At 63.6% G+C, this 18,607-nt stretch carries 17 protein-coding genes; 9 read left to right on the plus strand and 8 right to left on the minus strand.

All coding sequences use genetic code 11. The annotated features are described in order from the left end of the window. Positions 1-397: 397 nt before the first annotated feature. Positions 398-1,663 carry a Y-family DNA polymerase gene (locus G502_RS0110935; protein ID WP_022728706.1) on the plus strand — a complete coding sequence of 422 codons (1,266 nt, stop codon included), beginning with the start codon at positions 398-400 and terminating at the stop codon, positions 1,661-1,663. Then, positions 1,660-1,914 (plus strand): hypothetical protein, encoded by a 255-nt coding sequence (locus G502_RS0110940; RefSeq protein WP_022728707.1) that lies wholly within the window; start codon positions 1,660-1,662, stop codon positions 1,912-1,914. Before G502_RS0110935 ends, G502_RS0110940 begins: the two co-directional genes overlap by 4 nt. A gap of 78 nt (positions 1,915-1,992) precedes the next feature. On the opposite strand, the gene G502_RS0110945 is transcribed toward G502_RS0110940, so the two are convergent. After that, positions 1,993-2,859, minus strand: a complete 867-nt coding sequence (locus G502_RS0110945; RefSeq protein WP_022728708.1) for a universal stress protein — start codon at positions 2,857-2,859, stop codon at positions 1,993-1,995. 295 nt (positions 2,860-3,154) lie between these two features. Here G502_RS0110945 and G502_RS19780 point away from each other — a divergent pair, with 295 nt between their 5' ends. After that, positions 3,155-3,859, plus strand: coding sequence for a GntR family transcriptional regulator (locus G502_RS19780; protein ID WP_022728709.1), 705 nt, complete (start codon positions 3,155-3,157; stop codon positions 3,857-3,859). Between the two features lie 91 nt (positions 3,860-3,950). After that, the gene (locus G502_RS0110955; protein ID WP_022728710.1) at positions 3,951-4,862 is read left to right on the plus strand and encodes a dihydrodipicolinate synthase family protein; all 912 of its coding nucleotides are present in this window, start codon (positions 3,951-3,953) and stop codon (positions 4,860-4,862) included. A gap of 28 nt (positions 4,863-4,890) precedes the next feature. Here the strand turns inward: G502_RS0110955 and rlmN are convergent, their stop codons facing one another. Continuing rightward, positions 4,891-6,060 carry a dual-specificity RNA methyltransferase RlmN gene (gene rlmN / locus G502_RS19785; RefSeq protein WP_022728711.1) on the minus strand — a complete coding sequence of 390 codons (1,170 nt, stop codon included), beginning with the start codon at positions 6,058-6,060 and terminating at the stop codon, positions 4,891-4,893. Positions 6,061-6,179: 119 nt separating this feature from the next. Continuing rightward, positions 6,180-6,716, minus strand: a complete 537-nt coding sequence (locus G502_RS0110965; RefSeq protein WP_026989355.1) for an invasion associated locus B family protein — start codon at positions 6,714-6,716, stop codon at positions 6,180-6,182. A 261-nt stretch (positions 6,717-6,977) separates the two neighbouring features. Between G502_RS0110965 and G502_RS0110970 the strand changes: the two genes are divergently transcribed. The 3 genes from G502_RS0110970 to G502_RS21495 all read left to right on the plus strand — a co-directional run bounded on the left by G502_RS0110970 (position 6,978) and on the right by G502_RS21495 (position 10,172). Continuing rightward, positions 6,978-7,661 carry a sigma-70 family RNA polymerase sigma factor gene (locus tag G502_RS0110970; protein WP_281170029.1) on the plus strand — a complete coding sequence of 228 codons (684 nt, stop codon included), beginning with the start codon at positions 6,978-6,980 and terminating at the stop codon, positions 7,659-7,661. Positions 7,662-7,663: 2 nt separating this feature from the next. Continuing rightward, positions 7,664-8,350, plus strand: a complete 687-nt coding sequence (locus tag G502_RS0110975) for a ChrR family anti-sigma-E factor (protein ID WP_022728714.1) — start codon at positions 7,664-7,666, stop codon at positions 8,348-8,350. A 76-nt stretch (positions 8,351-8,426) separates the two neighbouring features. Further along, on the plus strand, positions 8,427-10,172 hold the full coding sequence (locus G502_RS21495) for a sensor histidine kinase (RefSeq protein ID WP_155957842.1): 1,746 nt from the start codon (positions 8,427-8,429) through the stop codon (positions 10,170-10,172). Between the two features lie 36 nt (positions 10,173-10,208). Here G502_RS21495 and G502_RS19795 read toward each other — a convergent pair whose 3' ends face one another. Further along, the gene (locus tag G502_RS19795; protein WP_022728716.1) at positions 10,209-10,739 is read right to left on the minus strand and encodes an RNA methyltransferase; all 531 of its coding nucleotides are present in this window, start codon (positions 10,737-10,739) and stop codon (positions 10,209-10,211) included. 111 nt (positions 10,740-10,850) lie between these two features. Between G502_RS19795 and G502_RS0110990 the strand changes: the two genes are divergently transcribed. Next, the gene (locus G502_RS0110990) at positions 10,851-11,891 is read left to right on the plus strand and encodes an asparaginase (protein ID WP_022728717.1); all 1,041 of its coding nucleotides are present in this window, start codon (positions 10,851-10,853) and stop codon (positions 11,889-11,891) included. Positions 11,892-11,898: 7 nt separating this feature from the next. Here G502_RS0110990 and G502_RS19800 read toward each other — a convergent pair whose 3' ends face one another. The 4 genes from G502_RS19800 to G502_RS0111010 all read right to left on the minus strand — a co-directional run bounded on the left by G502_RS19800 (position 11,899) and on the right by G502_RS0111010 (position 17,171). Next, positions 11,899-13,122: a pyridoxal phosphate-dependent aminotransferase gene (locus G502_RS19800; protein ID WP_022728718.1), complete on the minus strand. Its 1,224-nt coding sequence runs from the start codon at positions 13,120-13,122 to the stop codon at positions 11,899-11,901. 353 nt (positions 13,123-13,475) lie between these two features. Further along, entirely contained in the window at positions 13,476-15,443 is a 1,968-nt protein-coding gene (locus G502_RS0111000; RefSeq protein WP_022728719.1) for an acetoacetate--CoA ligase, read from the minus strand. A 51-nt stretch (positions 15,444-15,494) separates the two neighbouring features. Further along, complete coding sequence (locus G502_RS0111005) at positions 15,495-15,959, minus strand: DUF3429 domain-containing protein (RefSeq protein ID WP_022728720.1); 465 nt, start codon at positions 15,957-15,959, stop codon at positions 15,495-15,497. 24 nt (positions 15,960-15,983) lie between these two features. Next, positions 15,984-17,171, minus strand: coding sequence for an MFS transporter (locus G502_RS0111010; protein WP_022728721.1), 1,188 nt, complete (start codon positions 17,169-17,171; stop codon positions 15,984-15,986). A gap of 334 nt (positions 17,172-17,505) precedes the next feature. On the opposite strand from G502_RS0111010, the gene G502_RS0111015 reads away from it, so the two are divergent. Next, complete coding sequence (locus G502_RS0111015) at positions 17,506-18,543, plus strand: DctP family TRAP transporter solute-binding subunit (protein ID WP_022728722.1); 1,038 nt, start codon at positions 17,506-17,508, stop codon at positions 18,541-18,543. Positions 18,544-18,607: the final 64 nt, after the last annotated feature.

Raw genomic sequence — 18,607 nt, forward strand, 5'->3', positions numbered from 1 at the left:
GACATTTACGATTCCGCCGGCATGACCCGGCTGATGCGCTGAAGCACAAGCCGGATCGGGATGCCTATCTCCAGGCACTGGAAAGCGCGCAGTAGCAACTGAACTGTAGGCCGGTCACGGCCCTTGTCGCGCACGTCTCCATCTTGCAATCGACGGGCGTCAAGAGGGCGGGGAATCAGATCCCTACCTATGAGGTGTGCTGTGACACGCAGCTCAGCAGCTCACACATGGTGTCTGAAATTATGTCGCACGCAGAGATACAGCAGGCGGCGGCGTTTGCGGCCATGCAGGGTATCTCGCCGCCAGGCGCCCGGCGTTCTGCGCCTTGACGAGAAGCTCTTGACTCAAGGGCGCACATGAATGTTCTCTATTTGTTCCTATTCATGGAGAGAGCATCATGCGCAAACCGGAGACCATCGAGCGGCTCTACCTGGATTTCGACGGCTTCTTTGCGGCCGTCGAGCAGCAGGCGGACAGGCGCCTGCGTGGCCGGCCCGTGGGTATCGTGCCCTTCGATGGCACCGACCAGACGACGGTGATCGCCTGTTCACGGGAAGCCAAGGCGCAGGGCGTCAAGAATGTCATGCCGGTGCGGGAAGCCAGGCGGTGCTCTCCCGGCCTTGTGTTGGTGCCGCAGAAGCCGGACCTGTACCGCCGGGCCCACAATGCCCTGCTCTCGGAGATCGAGACCGTCATTCCCATCGACGCGGCCAAGTCCATCGACGAGCTGACCTGTCGCCTCGACCAGGCCGACCGGGAGGATCCGATCGACCTGTCCCGCCGGATCAAGGCCGCGATCCGGGACAACATCGGGCCCTGGATTACCTGTTCCATCGGCTTTGCGGCCAACCGGCAGCTGGCGAAGATCGCCTGCAAGGAAGGCAAGCACGGCAACGGCCGCTATGGCGATGGGCTTGCCATCTGGCATCCCAACGACATGCCGGATCCGCTGTTCTCGGTACCGCTCAACGACATCCCGGGCGTCGGCAGCAACATGAGGGCCCGGCTTCAGCGCGCCGACGTCTTCACCACGGAAGAGCTCTATGCCCTGCAGCCCAAGCAGATGCGCAAGCTGTGGGGCAATGTGACCGGTGAGCGCCTGTGGTACGCGCTGCACGGCTATGACATCCAGGCCCAGCCGGCCGCGCGCGGCATGTTCGGCCACGGCCGCGTTCTGCCGCCGGGCTCGCGCACGATCTCGGCCGCGCGCGAGATCTCCCGCCTTCTGCTCACCAAGGCGGCGCGCCGCCTGAGGCGCGAGAACTACTATGCCGGCGGGCTCTGGCTCTGGCTGTCGACCCGAAGCGGCCCCTGGCTCGCCAAGACGGACCTGCCCGTGGTGCGCGACGACCAGGCCATCCTCTCCGCCCTGGCCGGACTCTGGAAGCGGGTGGAACAGGCCTATCCACGGGGCGTGATGATCTTTCGTGTGGGCGTGACGCTCTATGACCTGTCGCCGGCTGGCGAACGGCAGCTTGACCTGCTGCTGCGCGACGACCGGGCCCGACAGCGCTGGGAGGACATCAGCCGGGCCATCGACGAACTGAACGCCCGCTATGCCGGCACCGTGGTCAGCCTGGGCCACTGGAACCCGCCCAAGGGCGGCCATGTAGGTGGAAAGATCAGCTATACGCGTGTGCCCTCGGCGGAGGACTTCTGGTGAGCGGCTGGAAGGAGAACATCCGTGTCGGCGACCTGGCCGACGCGCAGAAGCTGGAGGCGCGCTGCCGGCGGTGCGGGCATACGCACTACCTGACACGCGCGGTCATCTGCGTGTCGCCGGAGCGGGACTTCCTGACGATTGCCGAACTGGAGCAGGAGACGCCCTGCAAGGCCCGCGGCTGCCGCGGCCGGGTGCGGCTGTCCCTGGTGCGCCAGGACGACCTGAGTGGCTTTGTCGGCGGGCTTGCGTGAGTCTGGTGACATTGGAACGGATCCCTCTTTGATCGCTTGACCTGAGAGTTCCGTTTGTGGGGCGTGTGGCCCAAGCGTTCATTTTGGTCGTGGAGGAACAGCCAGAATATCGCACTCCACTTCCCTTAGAACAGCATCGGCAATGCTTCCGAGAAGGATGCGCTTTGCGCCAGATAGGCCACGCGTACCAATGATAAGCAGGTCAGGTTGTTCTTTGTCGATTGCAGACTTGATGGACTGGAAAGTTGGGCCATCTTCCAGGCGCAGATCGTATTGCAGGTCGCCGAGTTCGTTCTTGGAAATGAAGTCAGCAATCTTCTGGCGCGTTCTGGAAAGTTCCTGGACTATATGCTCTTCGATTTTCTCACGATCAATGTTTGCATGGATCATCATGCCCCTTGCCAACGGCTCGAATGCATGGATGAGTGAGACGGTAGCCTCATCAAGAAAGCCGAGTGCTTTCGCAGTTCTTAATGCATTTGCCGAAGCATCGGACATGTCGGTGGCCACCAGGATACGGCGATAGGGGCTTTCGAGCTCGCTGTTGACCATCAGCACCGGATGGTTGCCTGTACGCATAACGCGTTCAATTGTAGTGCCAACAAAAACATCGCGCAGGATTCGTTTCCGGTGTGCGCCCATCGCAATGAGGTCAGCACCGTTGTCCGACGCTATCCGGACAATTTCTTGGAACGGATCGCCGGCCTTGACGATGGCTTTGGGAGGGATATCCAGTCCAGCAGAGACTTCTGCTGCCATGCCCTCAAGAAATGATCTCGCTTGTTGGGTTTCCTGATCGACGACACTGGCTGGTTGATCGTCGTCAACTACGTGCAGCAATTGAAGCTCGGCATTGAAATGCCTGCAAAGCAAGGCCGCGCGATTTACCGAAAGCTCGGAACGAGTAGAGAAATCTGTTGGCGCCAAGAGTCGCCGCAATTGCATGTTAAGGCTTTCTTTGCTGACTATTGCATGTGGAAGTATGCGCGGAACCTTCTGAAAATCAAAGAAATTCGATAGAAGGTAAGAGCAACCAAGGTTAAGCTATCAACCTTATGAGAGGCGGGAATTGCGACTTCCATCGCTTGTTGGAGTTCAGCAAAGGCAAGAGGCTTTTACCGCCCTGGAGGGACTGTCCCGGTAGGGCTCGCTTTTACCGTTCCTTATTTCCCTGTTTTCCCGGGCAGAAATCGGCTAGTAGCTTGTGAGAGTTAGAATTTCTACTGGAGATACAGCTGACATGGCGGCGGTTGGGGCGGAATCGGCAGGCGCGGGTCAGGCTGTCACGGGCAACTCCGGCAAGACGGAGAGCCTGGCCGAGCGCGCCTATCGCCTGCTGGAGGAACAGATCGTCACGCTGCAGCTGAATCCGGGGCAGGTGATATCCGAAATGGAGTTGAGCCAGTCCCTGGGCGTTTCGCGCACGCCGCTGCGCCAGGCCCTGCAGCGGCTGGCCAGCGACAACCTGGTGGTGATGATGCCGCGCCGCGGCCTGTTCATCAGCGAGATCCACCTGAGCGACCACCTGAACCTGCTGGAAACGCGCCGCGCGCTGGACAGCCTGCTGGTGACAAGCGCCGCCAGGCGCGCCCTGCCGCAGCAGAGCCGTGCGATGCAGGACTGTGCCCAGGACATGCGCCGGGCTGCGCGTGCGGGGGATACGGCAAGCTTCATGCGTGCGGACAAGCGTTTCGACAGCCTGTTGATCGAGGCCGCGCGCAATCGCTTCGCCGCGTCGGCCGCCACGCCGCTCCACGCCCATTGCCGCCGTTTCTGGTACCTGCACCGCGTGGACAGCCACCTGCAGCAGGCGGCCGGCCTGCACTGCGCATTGATCGAGGCCGTTGCCGCAGGACAGGCCGATGCGGCGGAGTCCGCCAGTCATGCCCTAATCGATTACCTGCTGGAACTGTCGCAGCAGGCGCTGGGTGCGGCACAGGCATAGGAGGGACGCGCGGCAGGGACGGCGCTTTCTCCTTGATTTGATTGTATACAATCGCTACCCCTAGAGAACCGCATAGAGGGAGGAGACAAGCATGAAAAGCGACTGGACCGGTGTTTTCCCGGCTGTCACCACGAAGTTCCATGTCGACGAAAGCCTCGACATGGCCGAGATGGAGAAGAACTTCCGAGCCCAGGTGGAGGCCGGGGTGGACGGACTGATCGTCTGCGGCTCGCTGGGCGAGGCGAGCACGCTGGAGCCCGACGAGAAGCTGGAGATTGCAGCCCTGGCGCAGAAGGTCAGCGGCGGCCGTGTGCCGGTTCTGCTGACCGTTTCCGAGCGCCGTACGAAAACAGCCTGTGACGTTGCGGCCCGGGCCGAGGCCCAGGGCCTGGATGGCCTGATGGTCCTGCCGGGCATGCAGTACGTTTCGGATGCGCGCGAGACCATGGCCCACCTGCACGCCGTGGCGGATGCCTCGAAGCTGCCCATCATGGTCTACAACAATCCCGTCGCCTACAAGGTGGACGTCAGCGTGGAGATGTTCGCGGAACTGGCGAAGAACGATCGCTTCGTCGCCATCAAGGAATCCTCCGACGACGTGCGCCGGGTCACCCGCATCATCAACGCCCTGGGTGACCGCTACCGCATCTTCTGCGGGGTCGACAACCTGGCGCTGGAGGCCCTGATGATGGGGGCGGATGGCTGGGTCGCCGGCCTGGTAGATGCCTTCCCCGCGGAAACGGTGGCCATCTATCAGCTGTTCAAGGCCGGGCGCATCGAGGAGGCGCGCGAGATCTACCGCTGGTTCGTGCCGCTGCTGGAACTGGATGTCTCGACCAAGCTGGTCCAGAACATCAAGCTGGCCGAGGCCAAGGTCGGCCTGGGCACGGAGCATGTGCGTGCGCCGCGCCTGCCGCTGGTCGGTGAAGAGCGTGTCTATGTGGAAGCCGTGATCGATGCCGCACTGAAACGGCGCCCGAGCTTGCCGAAACTGGCGGCGTGAGCGCGGAAGTGCGGAGAAAGCGGGAGGATCAGGCTGAAGCCGAGGCGGCCGCCTGTTCTTTCTGTTCCCGGATGACCTGTGAGCGACGCTTCTTCTCGCTGTCGCTCTTCAACTGGCCACAGGCGGCAAAGATATCGCGGCCGCGTGGCATCCGGATCGGCGCGGAGTAGCCGAGCGCGGCCAGGCGGTCGGAGAAGGCCTCGATGGCTTTCCACGATGAGCACTCGTAGGACGTGCCCGGCCAGGGGTTGAAAGGGATCAGGTTAATCTTGGCCGGAATATCCTTCAGGATCTCCGCCAGGCGCTCGGCTTCCTCGAGGGAATCATTCACGCCGTCGATCATCACGTACTCGAAGGTGATGCGCCGGGCGTTGTGAACGCCGGGATAGTTGCGGCAGGCGTCCAGAAGCTGTTCCAGCGGATACTTCTTGTTGAGCGGGACCAACTCGTTGCGGGTCTCGTCGTCCGTGGCGTGCAGGGAGACGGCCAAGTTCACCCCGATCTCCTCGCCGCAGCGTTGCATCATCGGCACGACGCCCGAGGTGGACAGCGTGATGCGCCGGCGCGAGAAAGCCAGGCCATGGGAATCGGTAGCGATTTTCAGGGCCGTGGCCACGTTGTCATAGTTATAGAGCGGCTCGCCCATGCCCATCATGACGATGTTGGTCAACTTGCGGCCTTCCTTGGGCGAGGGCCACTCGTCCAGGGTGTCGCGCGCCAGCATGATCTGTCCCAGCACCTCGCCGGCGCTGAGGTTGCGCACCAGGCGCTGGGTGCCGGTATGGCAGAAGCTGCAGGTCAGCGTGCAGCCGACCTGGCTGGAAACGCAGAGCGTGCCACGGTCTTCCTCGGGAATGAAGACCATCTCGGCCTCGTTGCCGTCGGCGAAGCGCAGCAGCCACTTCCGGGTGCCGTCGGTGGACAGCTGGTGCGAGGTTACGTCGGGACGGCTTACCGCCATGTGCTGCACCAGCTTCTCGCGAAATCCCTTGGACAGCGAGGACATCTCAGCAAAATCGGTGGCACCGCGATGATAGAGCCAGTGCCAGAGCTGCTTGGCCCGGAATTTCGGCTCGCCCAGTTCAAGTACGGCCGCCTCGAGCTGATCGTAGGGCAGGCCGATCAGTTCGCGCGGAACTGCGTCGATGTCCGAGCCCTTCTGCAGAGCCTCAGCCGCCTGGTTTCGCGCAGGGGACAATGAGGCCCCTTCGCTTGGGGCAGCTGTTTCAGGCCGAGTGTTCATGGGCTCTACCTACGCTTCCTCTGCCCTGCATTCAAGGGGCCAGCATTCAAGGCTTCCAGGCTGCAAGGCAGCTGTCAGGAATTCGGGCAGGTGTTCTGCATGGCCTGATACGATGCGGTGAAGCCGCGCAGGGAATAGGTATCCGTGGTGAGGGTGCCGCGGTTCGATGTGCCCTTGACCACCATTTCCAGGCCGTTCTTCATGGCCTCGATCATCTCGTTATCGGCGTTGGGCTCATTGGGCAGCCAGGCGGCGTCATCCTGGGTGAAGAAGCGGAACTGTTGATTGCCGTCCAGTGTCACCTCGACCGCGCTGTCCTCCTCAAAGGTATAGCCGGCAATGAAGGAGACTTCGGGATCACGGTTGTCTGCGGGCCTGAGCGTGACGATGGCAAAGGCATTGCCGCGGCGGGTGTAGTTGCCCTCGGACTTTGTCGGCACGCTGGCAACAAAGCAAACCGGATTGCCGTTTTCCGTCGTGGAGTAGGCCGACCAGTCCCGATAATCTCCGATTCGCTTGACCGACTGGGCCGCGGCACCGCTCGCAAGGCTGGCGCTCGCCAGGGCCAGTGCGGCTAGGGTGAGCAGGCTGTTCCGTAGTCTCGCAGTCATCATCATCATCATGCCTGTTCCGGTCTATTGGCCTTTATATACCAGGACATTCCTGCCCCAAGGTTTGGATGCTTCGGCGCGTGAGCGCAAGCCCTTTCAGCGTCCTGCCAAAATGAAACCAAATTTCAAGCAGCCTGCAAGGCATCTTGCCTAAAATGCCGATCAACTGCGATTTTTACGACCTGTCGGTCTGGGGTAAAAAATGAAATTTTCGCCCCGCCCCGATTGATCCAGGCCGGTCGCCTCCACGTAGAAACCGACATGGAAGCGAGCCTCGATTTACTGGAGCGTCCGACGGAGTGTGTGCGGGACGGGATCAAGCCGGCGGTTGCAGCGGCGGCTGGAATAGATTTTCATGGCAGCATGAGTCTTTCCGACCCCTCTGCCGTCATGCGCCGCGATCACCATGCCGCCCTGATTCGTGCGGTGGCCGATCATGGCGACCGGACGGCATTCGCAGAGCTGTTCGATCACTTTGCACCGCGGGTGAAATCCTACCTTATCCGCCTGGGTGCCGATGACGGTCAGGCGGAGGAGCTGGTCCAGGAGGTCATGATCATGATCTGGCGCAAGGCGGCAAGCTTCGATCCCGCCCAGGCTGGTGTGAGCACCTGGATCTTCACGATCGCGCGAAACAAGCGGATCGATTCGCTGCGGCGGGATCGGCGCGGCGAGCTAGACAGTGAGGATCCGGCCCTGCATCCGGAAGCGGAACCGTCCGCTGACAGCCGGGTCGAGGCGCGCGAGGATAGCGAGCGCATTCGTACCGCGCTGGATCAGTTGCCGCCCGAACAGGCGGACTTGATCCGCATGGCCTATTTCGAGGACAAGGCCCACGGTGCCATCGCCCTGGAAAGCGAGTTGCCGTTGGGGACCGTGAAATCACGCCTGCGCCTGGCCCTTGGACGGCTGCGCAAGGCCCTGAAGGAGGATGAGATAGAGTGACGATGCCGGTTCATCACGCACCGGAAGAGCTGCTTTTCGATTATGCGCGCGGCGCGCTCAATGCACCGGCCTCTCTCATGATCGAAACGCATCTGGCCCTGGACCCGGAAAGCCGCAGTCATGTGGAAGACTATGACTCTATCGGCGGCCTGCTGCTGGAAGACCTGGAGCCGGAACCCGTCAGCTCGGATTGTTTCCAGCATGTCCTGGCGCGCCTGGAGCGTGAAAGCGAGCAGTCCCGCCAGGAGCAGGCAGGAACATCGCCGGCGGACGACCAGGAGGAGGGCGCTGCGAACAGCCTGCTGCCGCGGCCCCTGCGCCGCTACATCCGCAGCGATCTGGAAGATCTGTCCTGGCGGCGTGTGATCAATGGCCTGGAAGAGGCCGACCTGGATGCCGGCGAGGAAGACGGTAAGCAGTGGCGCCTGCGGCTGATGTGGATCGCACCGAATACCAAGATGCCCAAGCACACCCACAAGGGAACCGAATACACGCTTGTGCTTCAGGGTGCCTATCGGGATGAAAATGGCCGTTATGGCCGCGGTGACATGCAGGTGGCCGATGCGGGAATCGATCATCGCCCCGTTGCCGAGCCAGGCGACCCCTGTCTCTGCCTGGTGCTGACCGATGCACCGCTTCAGCTGACCGGGGCCTTCGGGCGGCTCCTCAACCCTTTCATCCGCTATTGAGGCCGGCTGCTTGCCGTCACGCCAGCCGGGTGTCGGCGAAGACCTGAAAGATTTCTGTCGGTAAGGAGTTCTTCACTTGCCGGCAGCTAGTATTCCAGCGATGACATTGCGCTATTATCTTGCCCTCTTGAGCCTGCCGGCCCTGGACCTGCTGCTGTCCGGGGCCTTCGTCCTGCTGGCAGGCATGCCGGGGGCCCTTATCTATCGCCTGCCCGAGGTCAGCGTCTTTCTAGTGGCCATGAACCTGTTGGGGGGCTGGTGGCTCCATCGCCCGATCGGTGCCTTCCTGGCCGGACGGGGCAGGGCGGACGAAGCCCTGGCGGCCCTGGAGCATCTGCCCCGTCGCGCCACACACTGGTGTCTGGCCGTAACCGTTCTCTTTTCTCTCAGTGCCTTCCTGGTGACCCCCGTCCTGCTGCATGATGTCAGCCTGAGCGGGGACAGCGTGCTGCTGTTGGTATCCCGCGCCTTCACCTGGTGTGTCCTGCTGCCCTATACGGCCTATTTCCTGCTGCAGGATTACGTCCGGCACCTGCGCCGCCATTTCTTCCGGGACTATGGCCTGGCGGCGGCACCGGGGCAGGCAACCTTGGGCGGCAAGATGATCCTGATCGCTGCACTTGGAATCCTGGTGCCGATTCTCTCACTATCGGTGAACCTGCTGTTCCTGCCCGATGTTTCGCCTCTGACGGGCCAGCCCCGCGAGACCATCATGGCCGTTACCCTGCTGGGCTCGACCGTGGCCTTTACCATAGCGCTGCGGGCCATCCTGCTGTCGGTGCACCAGAGCCTGGGCAGCCTGACCGAAGGCATGAAGCGGATCCAGGCGGGTGACTTCGAAACGCGCATTCCCATCGAGAGCGACGACGAACTGGGGCAGCTGGCCGACAGCTTCAACGGTCTTGCCGGCGCTTTGAAGGAAAGCCAGGACGAGGCGGAACAGCAGCAGGAGCAGCGCCAGAAGGCGGACCGTCTTTTTCACGAGGCGCAGAAACGTGACGCTGTCGGGCGCATGGCCGCCGGCATCGCCCATGACTTCAACAACATACTCGGCGTGATCCTGGGTTACGGCGACCTGCTGAAGGACAGCCTGTCGCGGGACGAGCCCAACAGCCGCAATGTGGAGGCCATCCTGAAGGCGGCCGAGAAGGGACAGACCCTGATAGGGCGGATCATGACTTTCACGCGCAGTGACAGCTCCGCGCACCAGGTCCTGGATCTACGCGCGGTGGCCAGCGAGACGGTGGAATGGCTGCGCGTGACCCTGGCGCCGGCGGAGTTGGAGATGAAAACGGCAACGCGGCCGCTGCCAGTCGAGGGGGACGCGATCGAGCTGCACCAGGTGCTGGCCAATCTCTGCGTCAATGCGGCCCAGGCCATGAAGGCGCAGCCGGGACGGATCGTCCTGGACATGGAGGAAGTGCGCATCGACGGCGGGCGGGCCGAGGGCTTGCGGGACTACGGTTCGCGCGAAGAGCCGACCCGCCTGGTCGAGAGCGGACAAGCCGGGGAAGCCAATCGCACCTGGATCGGGCTGTTGGCACCGGGTCCGCATGCCCGCCTGCGGGTCACCGACCAGGGCACTGGCATGGACGCGGAAACCCTGCAGCAGATCTTCGAACCCTACTTCACCACCAAGCAGGTGGGCGAGGGAACCGGGCTGGGCCTGGCAGCCCTGTTGGGCATCATCCTGGATCACAAGGGGGCCGTGACGGTGAGCACCTTGCCGGATCACGGCACCACCTTCGAAATCTACCTGCCTCTGTCTGAGGTCTGCACTGCTGCTGAGGAAACGAGCATGGAGAGCCTGCCCGCAGGCTAGGCGGAAAGGCGCGTCTGCCGCCGTTGGTGTGCGGATCTATTTCTTGCTGCGGATCTTCTGGGGCCCGTGGACATGCGGCTCCAGCGGGTCGGGGCGCGCCAGGCTGCTGGCCGGGCGCGGCGGGAAACGGCCGAGCGCGCGCACCCGGTCGTACATCACCAGGGCACCGGCTAGACCGACATTGATACAGAACTGGGTTGGAATCTTGACCACGGCGTCGCAGCGTTCCTGCATCTCCGGCGACAGGCTACCGCGTTCCGGGCCCAGGATATAGGCCGCCGCCACGGGGTGCTGGAAGCTGGGCAGGTCGATGGCATCGTCGGTCAGCTCGATTCCCACCAGGCGGCAGTTGCGCGGCAGGGTCAGAGAGTCGCTGTCCGGAAAGTGATAGATCGGCAGGTGCTCGGCCGCGTCCGAGGTGTCGGACAGGCGAACCTCCCGCTGCTTGAGGTTGGCAGCGACGGTGAAGAAGAAGCTGGCGCCGAAGGCATGAGCCGAGCGTTGCAGGCTGCCGAGGTTCATGGACTTGCTGATCCGCTCGACACCGATTCCGAAATATCCTCGCATGGGGGTGGAACTTGCACAGTCGGGCCGTCTTCGGCAAGGTCCATTTCACCAGCTCATGCCGTTTCCAACTTGATACGAACGTCCCCTTGAAGCGAAAGGAACAGTCCCTCCATGTCCGCGCCTGGTCCACAGACCGCTGCCGCTTCCGCCAACCCCGTTCTGGTCGAGGTGACACGCGGCGACATGGTGGAAAGTCGCCATCGCGCCGCGCTTGCCGTGGTGGATGCGGCTGGCAAGGTCCTGCTGTCGGCCGGGGACATCGAGCGCCAAGTCTATCCGCGCTCGGCCATCAAGCAGCTGCAGGCGCTGGCCCTGGTGGAAAGCGGAGCGGCCGAGGCCTTTGACTGTAGCGAGGAAGAGATCGCGCTGGCCTGTGCCAGCCACAACGGCGAGCCGCGCCATGTGGAGGTGGCGGGCGCCTGGCTGGACCGCATGGGCCTGTCCGCGGCCGACCTGGAATGCGGTGCGCACAAGCCCATGGGAGTGGCGGCAAGCGAAGCCCTGCTGCGCGCAGGCGAGAGTCCCACCGCACTGCACAACAACTGCTCGGGCAAGCATGCCGGCTATCTGACCACGGCGCTTCATCTGGGCGCGCCGCTTCAGGTCTATATCCGTATCGAGCATCCGGTGCAGCAGCGCATCCTGGGCATCCTGGAGATGATGAGTGGCTGCGAGCTGCGCGATGCGCCGCGCGGCATCGACGGCTGCGGCATTCCCCAGATCGCCATTCCGCTCAGCCACGTGGCGCTGGCCTTCGCCCAGTTCGCCAACCCGGTGGACCAGCCGGAGCCTCGCCAGGCGGCCTGCGAACGCATCTGTGCTGCCATGGCGGCCCACCCCTTCCTGGTGGCCGGCAGCGGGCGCTTCTGTACCCGCGTGATGGAGGCCACCAAAGGCCGTGTGCTGGTCAAGACCGGCGCAGAAGGCGTCTTTTCAATCATCGTACCCGAAATGGGCATCGGCGCGGCCCTGAAGGTCGACGACGGCACCACCCGCGCTGCCGAGGTCCTGGCCGGCCGCGTGCTGGAAAAGCTGAACCTGATCGATGACGCAGCCCGCGCAGAGCTCTCGGATCTCTTGACCCAGTCAGTGAAGAACGTCGTCGGCAAGGAGGTCGGGCAGGTCCGCGTGGCGCAGGACAGCCCCGTCTGAAGCCTCGCTACTTCAGCAACGGCTTTATGCGGTCCATGGCTTCGCTGATGCGGGCCGGTGAGCTGGCGAAGCAGAGGCGCACGAAGCCCTCGCCGGAGCTGCCGAAGGCGGCGCCGGGGGCCAGGCCGACGCCGGTTTCCTCGAGCAACTCCTTACAGAAGGCCAGACTGTCGTGCATGCCGTCGATGGCGAAGAAGCTGTAGAAGGCGGCCTGAGGTTGGGCAATGCGCACGCGTTCCAACTCCGACAGTGCTTGATAGACGATCTCTCCGCCTTCGCGGCAGCGCTGGACCATTTCCGCCACGAAATCCTCGCCGTCATTGATGGCAGTGAGCGCGCCGGCCTGCAGGAAGGTCTGGCCGCCCGATGTGCTGTATTCGATCAGGCGCCCGAAGATGTCGCCCAACTCCGCAGGGTGAACCAGCCAGCCGATGCGCCAGCCTGTCATGGCCCAGGCCTTGGAGAAGGAATGTATGGCGATGACGGGGTCGTCGGCGCGTGCCAGGCTGAGGAACGAGGGGGCTACTGGCCGGTCGTAGGTGAAGCGGTGATAGACCTCGTCCGCCAACAGCCAGATGCCGTACTCGCGGCAGAGCGAGAGCACCTGCTGCATTTCGTCACTTTCCATCATCCAGCCGGTCGGATTGCCCGGCGTGGCGATGAAGAGGGCCCGGGGGCGCTCGTTGTCCAGGATGCGGGCCAGTTTCTGCAGGTTGAGGGCGAAGCCGCCCTCGGGCTTTGCGTCCAGGCCCACTTCCACCGGCTGGCCGCCGGCGATCTTCACGGCCTGGACCACGTTGGGCCAGATCGGGGAGATGATGGCCACCCGGTCGCCAGGGCGGATCAGGGTCTGCATGCAGAGCATGACCGAGGACATGCCAGAGGCCGTGACGGTGACGTCCTCGGCCGAGAGCGCGGTGCCAAGCAGGCGGTTGTGGTAGCTGGCCAGGCTGTCCCGCAGCTCCGGCAGGCCGCGCTTGGGCGTGTAGAAGGTGTTGCCGGCCCTGAGCGAGGCAATGGCGGCTTCGCAGATGAAGCCGGGTGTGGGCAGATCGCCTTCACCAACCCAGAGTCCGATCAGGTTCTCGCGCCCGAAACCGGCTTCCCAGACCTCCTGGATCAGGGAGCCTTCCAGGCTCTCTGCCTCTGGCCGCAAGGGCGCCGTGAAGGCAAAGGACGGTCGACTGTCCGAAGTTTCCCCATCGGACGAGGACATGGGTCGCAGCGTCATGTTCGGGCTCTCCCATCATCTTGTTTGTGAGGGTCGTGAAGCGCCAGTGTCACGGAAGGGACGCTGTAGACGTATATCTTCACAGGCATGTCACAACCCAAGCCATAGCAGTTATCATATATTGCAATCGTGTGGCGTTGCAGGGAAGAGCGACTTTCGATGTGCCCCAAGCTCGATCAGCCCCCCGTTTCTTCCCAACCATGCAGCTGAGCCACACCTGCTTTTGCGAACCATTCGGTCCGGCTTTGACGTTTCCGATAGCCTTCCCCTGAAGCAGCAAAGCCGGAAACCTGGAACAGGTGGCCAGGTAGGCCGCCTGCCTTCTTTCTCCCGCTTCACAGGGGCATGACCTTTCATTCCTGCAGTTCCGGCCGGCCGCGGTATTCCTCGAGCGCCCCGGGGTTGGCGAGCGCCTCGCGGTTCTTGATCTCGCGGCCGTGCACGATATCACGCACCGCCAGCTCAACGATCTTGCCCGACTTGGTACGCGGAATGTCGTTCACCTGCACCACCCTGGCCGGCATGTGGCGCGGGCTGGCGCCTTCCCGCACGGTCTTGCGGATGCGATCGACCAGGCTCTCGTCCAGGTCCACGCCTTGGGCCAGCCGCACGAAGAGCACGACACGGGTGTCGTTGTCCCACTCCTGGCCGATCACCAGGGATTCCAGTACCTCCGGCAGTTTCTCCACCTGGCGGTAGATTTCCGCCGTGCCGATGCGCACGCCACCGGGATTGAGGGTCGCGTCCGAGCGGCCATAGACGACGATGCCGTCATGCCGGCTCAGCTTGACGAAGTCGCCATGGCACCACACGCCCGGGAACTGGGTGAAGTAGGCCTTGCGATAGCGTTCGCCGTCGGGATCGTTCCAGAAATAGATCGGCATGCAGGGGAAGGGCTTCACGCAGACCAGCTCGCCCTTTTCCTCGACCACCGGCTGGCCCTGCTCGTTCCAGACCTGGACGGCCAGGCCGAAGCCGCGCGTCTGTATCTCACCGCGCCAGACCGGCTGGGTCGGATCGCCCAGCACAAAGCAGGACACGATGTCCGTGCCACCGGAAATGGAGGCCAGGCAGAGGTCGGACTTCACCTCTTCATAGACGTAGTCGAAACTTTCGGCCACCAGCGGCGAGCCGGTGGAGGCCATCATCCGCAGCGCCGAGAGGTCGTGGGTCTGGCGCGGGGACAGGCCGGCCTTCTTGAGGGCGTCGATGTACTTGGCCGAGGTGCCGAAGAGCGTGCCCCGCTCGGCCTCCATGTAGTCGAACAGGACGTTGCCGTCCGGGTGGAAGGGCGAGCCGTCATAGAGCAGCAGTGTGGCCCTGGAGGCCAGCGCGCTGATCTGCCAGTTCCACATCATCCAGCCGCAGGTGGTGAAGTAGAAGACCCGGTCGTCGGGCTTGATGTCGCTGTGCAGCTGGTGCTCCTTCAGGTGCTGCAGCAGCGTGCCGCCGATGCCGTGGACGATGCACTTGGGTTTGCCCGTGGTGCCCGAGGAAAACATGATGTAGAGCGGCGCGTTGAACTCCATGCGCTGGTAGGCGATCTCGCCGGCCTGGTGAGGCGCTTGGAAATCCTCCAGCCAGATGCCCTTGTCCAGGCCGGTGTCGCCGCCGCTCTCGCCGATCAGCGGGCAGACGACGATGCGCGAAAGCGTCGGCAGCTCGGCGGCAAAGTCGCGCACGCGTTCCAGCACCGGCAGGGTCTTGCCGTTGTAGTAGTAGCCGTCGGGGCAGAACAGCACCTTGGGTTCGATCTGGCCGAAGCGATCCAGCACGCCCTGGTGTCCGAAGTCCGGCGAGCAGGAGGACCAGACGGCCCCCAGACTGGCGGTGGCCAGCATGGCCAGGACAGTTTCCGGCATGTTGGGCAGGAAGCCGGCCACGCGGTCGCCCGGCCCGACGCCTTCGGCGGCCAGGGCCTGGGAAAGCCGCGAGACGATCTCGTGAATCTCGCGGAAGCTCAGGCGGCGTGTCTTGCCCTGTTCCGTGCGGAAAACGATCGCATCGGCTTCATCACGCCGGCGCAGAAGGTTCTCCGCGAAATTCAGCCTGGCATTGGGAAAGAATTCGGTGCCGGGCATCTGGTTGCCGTTGCGCAGGATAGGCTCGCCCGGGCCGTCGCCGATGACCTCGCAGTATTCCCAGATCGCAAGCCAGAAATCCTCGATGTTCTCGATGGACCAGTCGTAGAGCGCCTTGCTGTCGGCAAGTTCGGGGCCACCGTTGGCGGCGAGATAGGTCAGGAAGGCCTGGATGTTGGACTGCCGGACCTGTTCGGCGCTGGGGGTCCAGAGGGGATGCTCGCTGTCTGCCTGTGCCATCTGTCTTGCGTCTATCGAAGTTGTTCTAATGGATGCTACGGGAGGCGGACTCTAGAGCAGGATGCGGATCAGGGAAAGCCCGAGACAAAGGATCACGGTGGCGGTCAGGGGACGGCGCATCGCAATGTACCACGCCGGGGCCTGACCACGGCGCACGGCCAGTACGTCGCCCTGGAGCAGGCCGAAGAAAGCCAGGATCAGCAGGATCAATCCGGGCAAGGGCGTCATTACCAGGGCGAACCAGCCCAAAAGGGCCGGTACCACGGACCAGCCCAAGCGGCTCCAGGTCATCGCCGCCCTGTCGCTGCCGTCCGTACCTGTCCCGGCCAGGGCCAGGCCCCAGTGGATGGCACCCAGGAAGGACAGTATGACGGCCGCATAGGCGACCTGGATGAAGAGCGCATAGTCGCTCCAGCCTCGCGGCAGGATCCAGACGGCAAGACTGCCCGCGATGAAGGGCAGCAGTCCCGCGAAGCCGAGAACCACTGCAGGACGGGGGAGTTGGGCAAGTGTCATGGGATTACCGCTGTGTGGAGGAGGTCAGGGGTTGGGTCTGCTGCAAAGTGGCCGCATGGCGACGAGTCCGATTATGGGGCCAAGGGCCATGAGGGCAAGAGTGACCGGCCAGCCCACGGCGCTCGCAAGCAGGGGGGTGACCTGCACCGTGACGATGGTCAGGCCGAAGCCGAGGGCGGTCTGGAAGGCCAGCAGACTGCCGGCAAGATGGGGTGGTGCAAAGTCGGCGACCAGAGCGGAAAACTGCGCCGAATCGGGTATCACGGCCAGACCCCAGACAAGGAAGAGCAGGAAGTTGAGCCAGATCGGACCGCCAAAGGCCAGGGCGCTCAGAAGGGCGGCACCGGCGCTGACGGCCAGGGCAGTCATGGCCACCTCGGCCTTGCCTAAACGGTCGGCCAGGCGTCCGGCCAGAACGCAGGCAAACCCGCCCAGGGCTATGGCCAGGAAGGCGGTCAACTTGGCAAGGCTTTCCGCTGCGACCACGTCGAGTCGGCTCATGTAGGAGGCGCCTGCCGCAGCCGCGACCCAGGCCCAGAGGGCATAGAGCTCCCACATGTGACCCAGGTAGCCGATATAGGCGCGGCGAATGCGGCTGTCCCTCCAGGCCAGGCTGATGGCCGCCGGCCGGAAGCGCGGCGCTGTGGCGTGGTGCGGACCCAGCCCGACCGCCAGGACCAGCAGGCCACCCAGGGCCGCCAACAGCGAGGCCGTCAGGATGGCCAGGCGCCAGTCGGCGCCGCCCAGGTAGGCGGAAAGATAGGGCAGTGATTTGCCGAGCGTGAGGCCGCCAACGAGCAGGCCGACAAGCAGCCCGCGATCCTTCAGACCCCAGCCGACGGCCAGCTTCATGCCGACGGGATAGACCCCGGCCAGAAGCGCCCCGGTCAGAAACCGGCCAGCGACGGCCAGGTCGCTGCCCAGAGGCGGCAGCAGCAGGACAAGGTTGATGGCTGCGGCGGCGAGGGCGGAAAGGCAGAAGACGCGCCGCGGGTCGAAACGGTCAGCCAGGCCCGTGATGGCAAGGCCCAGCGCCCCCAGCACGAAGCCGGCCTGGACGGCGCTTGACAGCAGGGCCTGCCGATCGGCGGACAGGGTCGTTTCCCGCGCCATGTCGGGCAGGACAGCCGCCGAGGTGAACCAGAGGTTCATGCCCACCGCTTCGGCGATGACCAGCACTGTCAGGGAAAGCCACTTGGAGGCTGTGCGCATTTCCGGAGTGTCCACTGCGCTCCAGGGTGGAGCGGTTTCACTCCAAGCTAGCAGCCTGCCAAAGGCGGGCCAAAGGAAACCTGGGGGATGGGGTTGAAAGCACGGGCTTTCCATCGGCTTGTATGCAGTTTATCCTGCCGCCGCTCAGAGGGGCACGCTGTCCAGCGTTGTGCAGCATCCTTTTGCTCCGGCTTCTGTGCTGAAAAACAAGATTGTGCATGCTTTCACGCGAAGCAGTGCCAGGGGTGCGGGTTCGCCCGTGTTGGCCGGGGGCTGTTGTCGCTTGAGCGCATGAAAACGAGAGACGTCTCTAATTGGGGAGGACATCCAGACGATGAAAAAGATGACAAGTTTGCTGGCCGCCGCGGCGATGAGCTTCGGGGCGGGCGCGTTCGCGGTGGGGGTGCAGAGTGCCGCTGCCCAGGACTACAAGGACGAATACAGCATCTCCACCGTGTTGCCCGAGCCCTTTCCCTGGGGCGTAGCCGCCGAGGAATGGGCCGACCTGGTGGAAGAGCGCACCGATGGCCGGATCAAGATGCGGGTACATCCGGGTGCGGAGCTGGTGCAGGGCAACCAGACACGCGAGTTCACGGCGCTGCGCCGCGGCTCCATCGACATGGCCGTGGGGTCCACCATCAACTGGTCGCCGCAGATCAAGGAGCTGAACCTTTTCTCGCTGCCCTTCCTGATGCCGGACTACGAGGCCATCGATGCCCTGACCCAGGGCGAGGTGGGTGACGAGATCTTCACGATCCTCGAGGACAATGGCGTGGTGCCGCTGGCCTGGGCCGAGAACGGCTTTCGCGAGTTGACCAACTCACAGCATGCCGTGCGCACGCCGGAGGACCTGGAGGGTCTCAAGATCCGCGTCGTCGGCTCGCCGCTGTTCAACGACACCTTCACCGCCCTGGGCGCCAATCCGACCCAGATGAGCTGGGCCGATGCACAGCCGGCACTCACCACCGGCGCCGTGGATGGGCAGGAGAACCCGCTGACCATCTACACCACACTGGGCATGGACGAGCTGGGCCAGGATTACATCACCCTCTGGGGCTACATGGCCGATCCACTGATCTATGCCGTCAATCCCGATGTCTGGGAGTCCTTCACCGAGGAGGACCAGGAAATCGTGCGCCAGGCCGCCATCGATTCAGGCGCCCATGGCATTGAGGTGGCCCGCGAGGGACTGGTCCCGCCGGACACCTCGCTGATCGATTCCATCGAGGAGAAGGGCGTCGAGGTGACCCGCCTGACAGACGAGGAGCGCGCCGCTTTCGTCGAGGCTACACGTGGCGTCTATGAGGAATGGGCCCAGGAAATCGGCCCGGACCTGGTGGAAAAGGCCGAAGAGGCCATCGAGAACCGCTGAACGAGAGAAGGGGAGGCGGCAGGCTTGTCGCCTCCCTCTTTCCAGAGTTTATCGTGCCAGATGA

Source organism: Fodinicurvata sediminis DSM 21159 (assembly GCF_000420625.1).
Lineage (GTDB): Bacteria > Pseudomonadota > Alphaproteobacteria > Kiloniellales > DSM-21159 > Fodinicurvata > Fodinicurvata sediminis.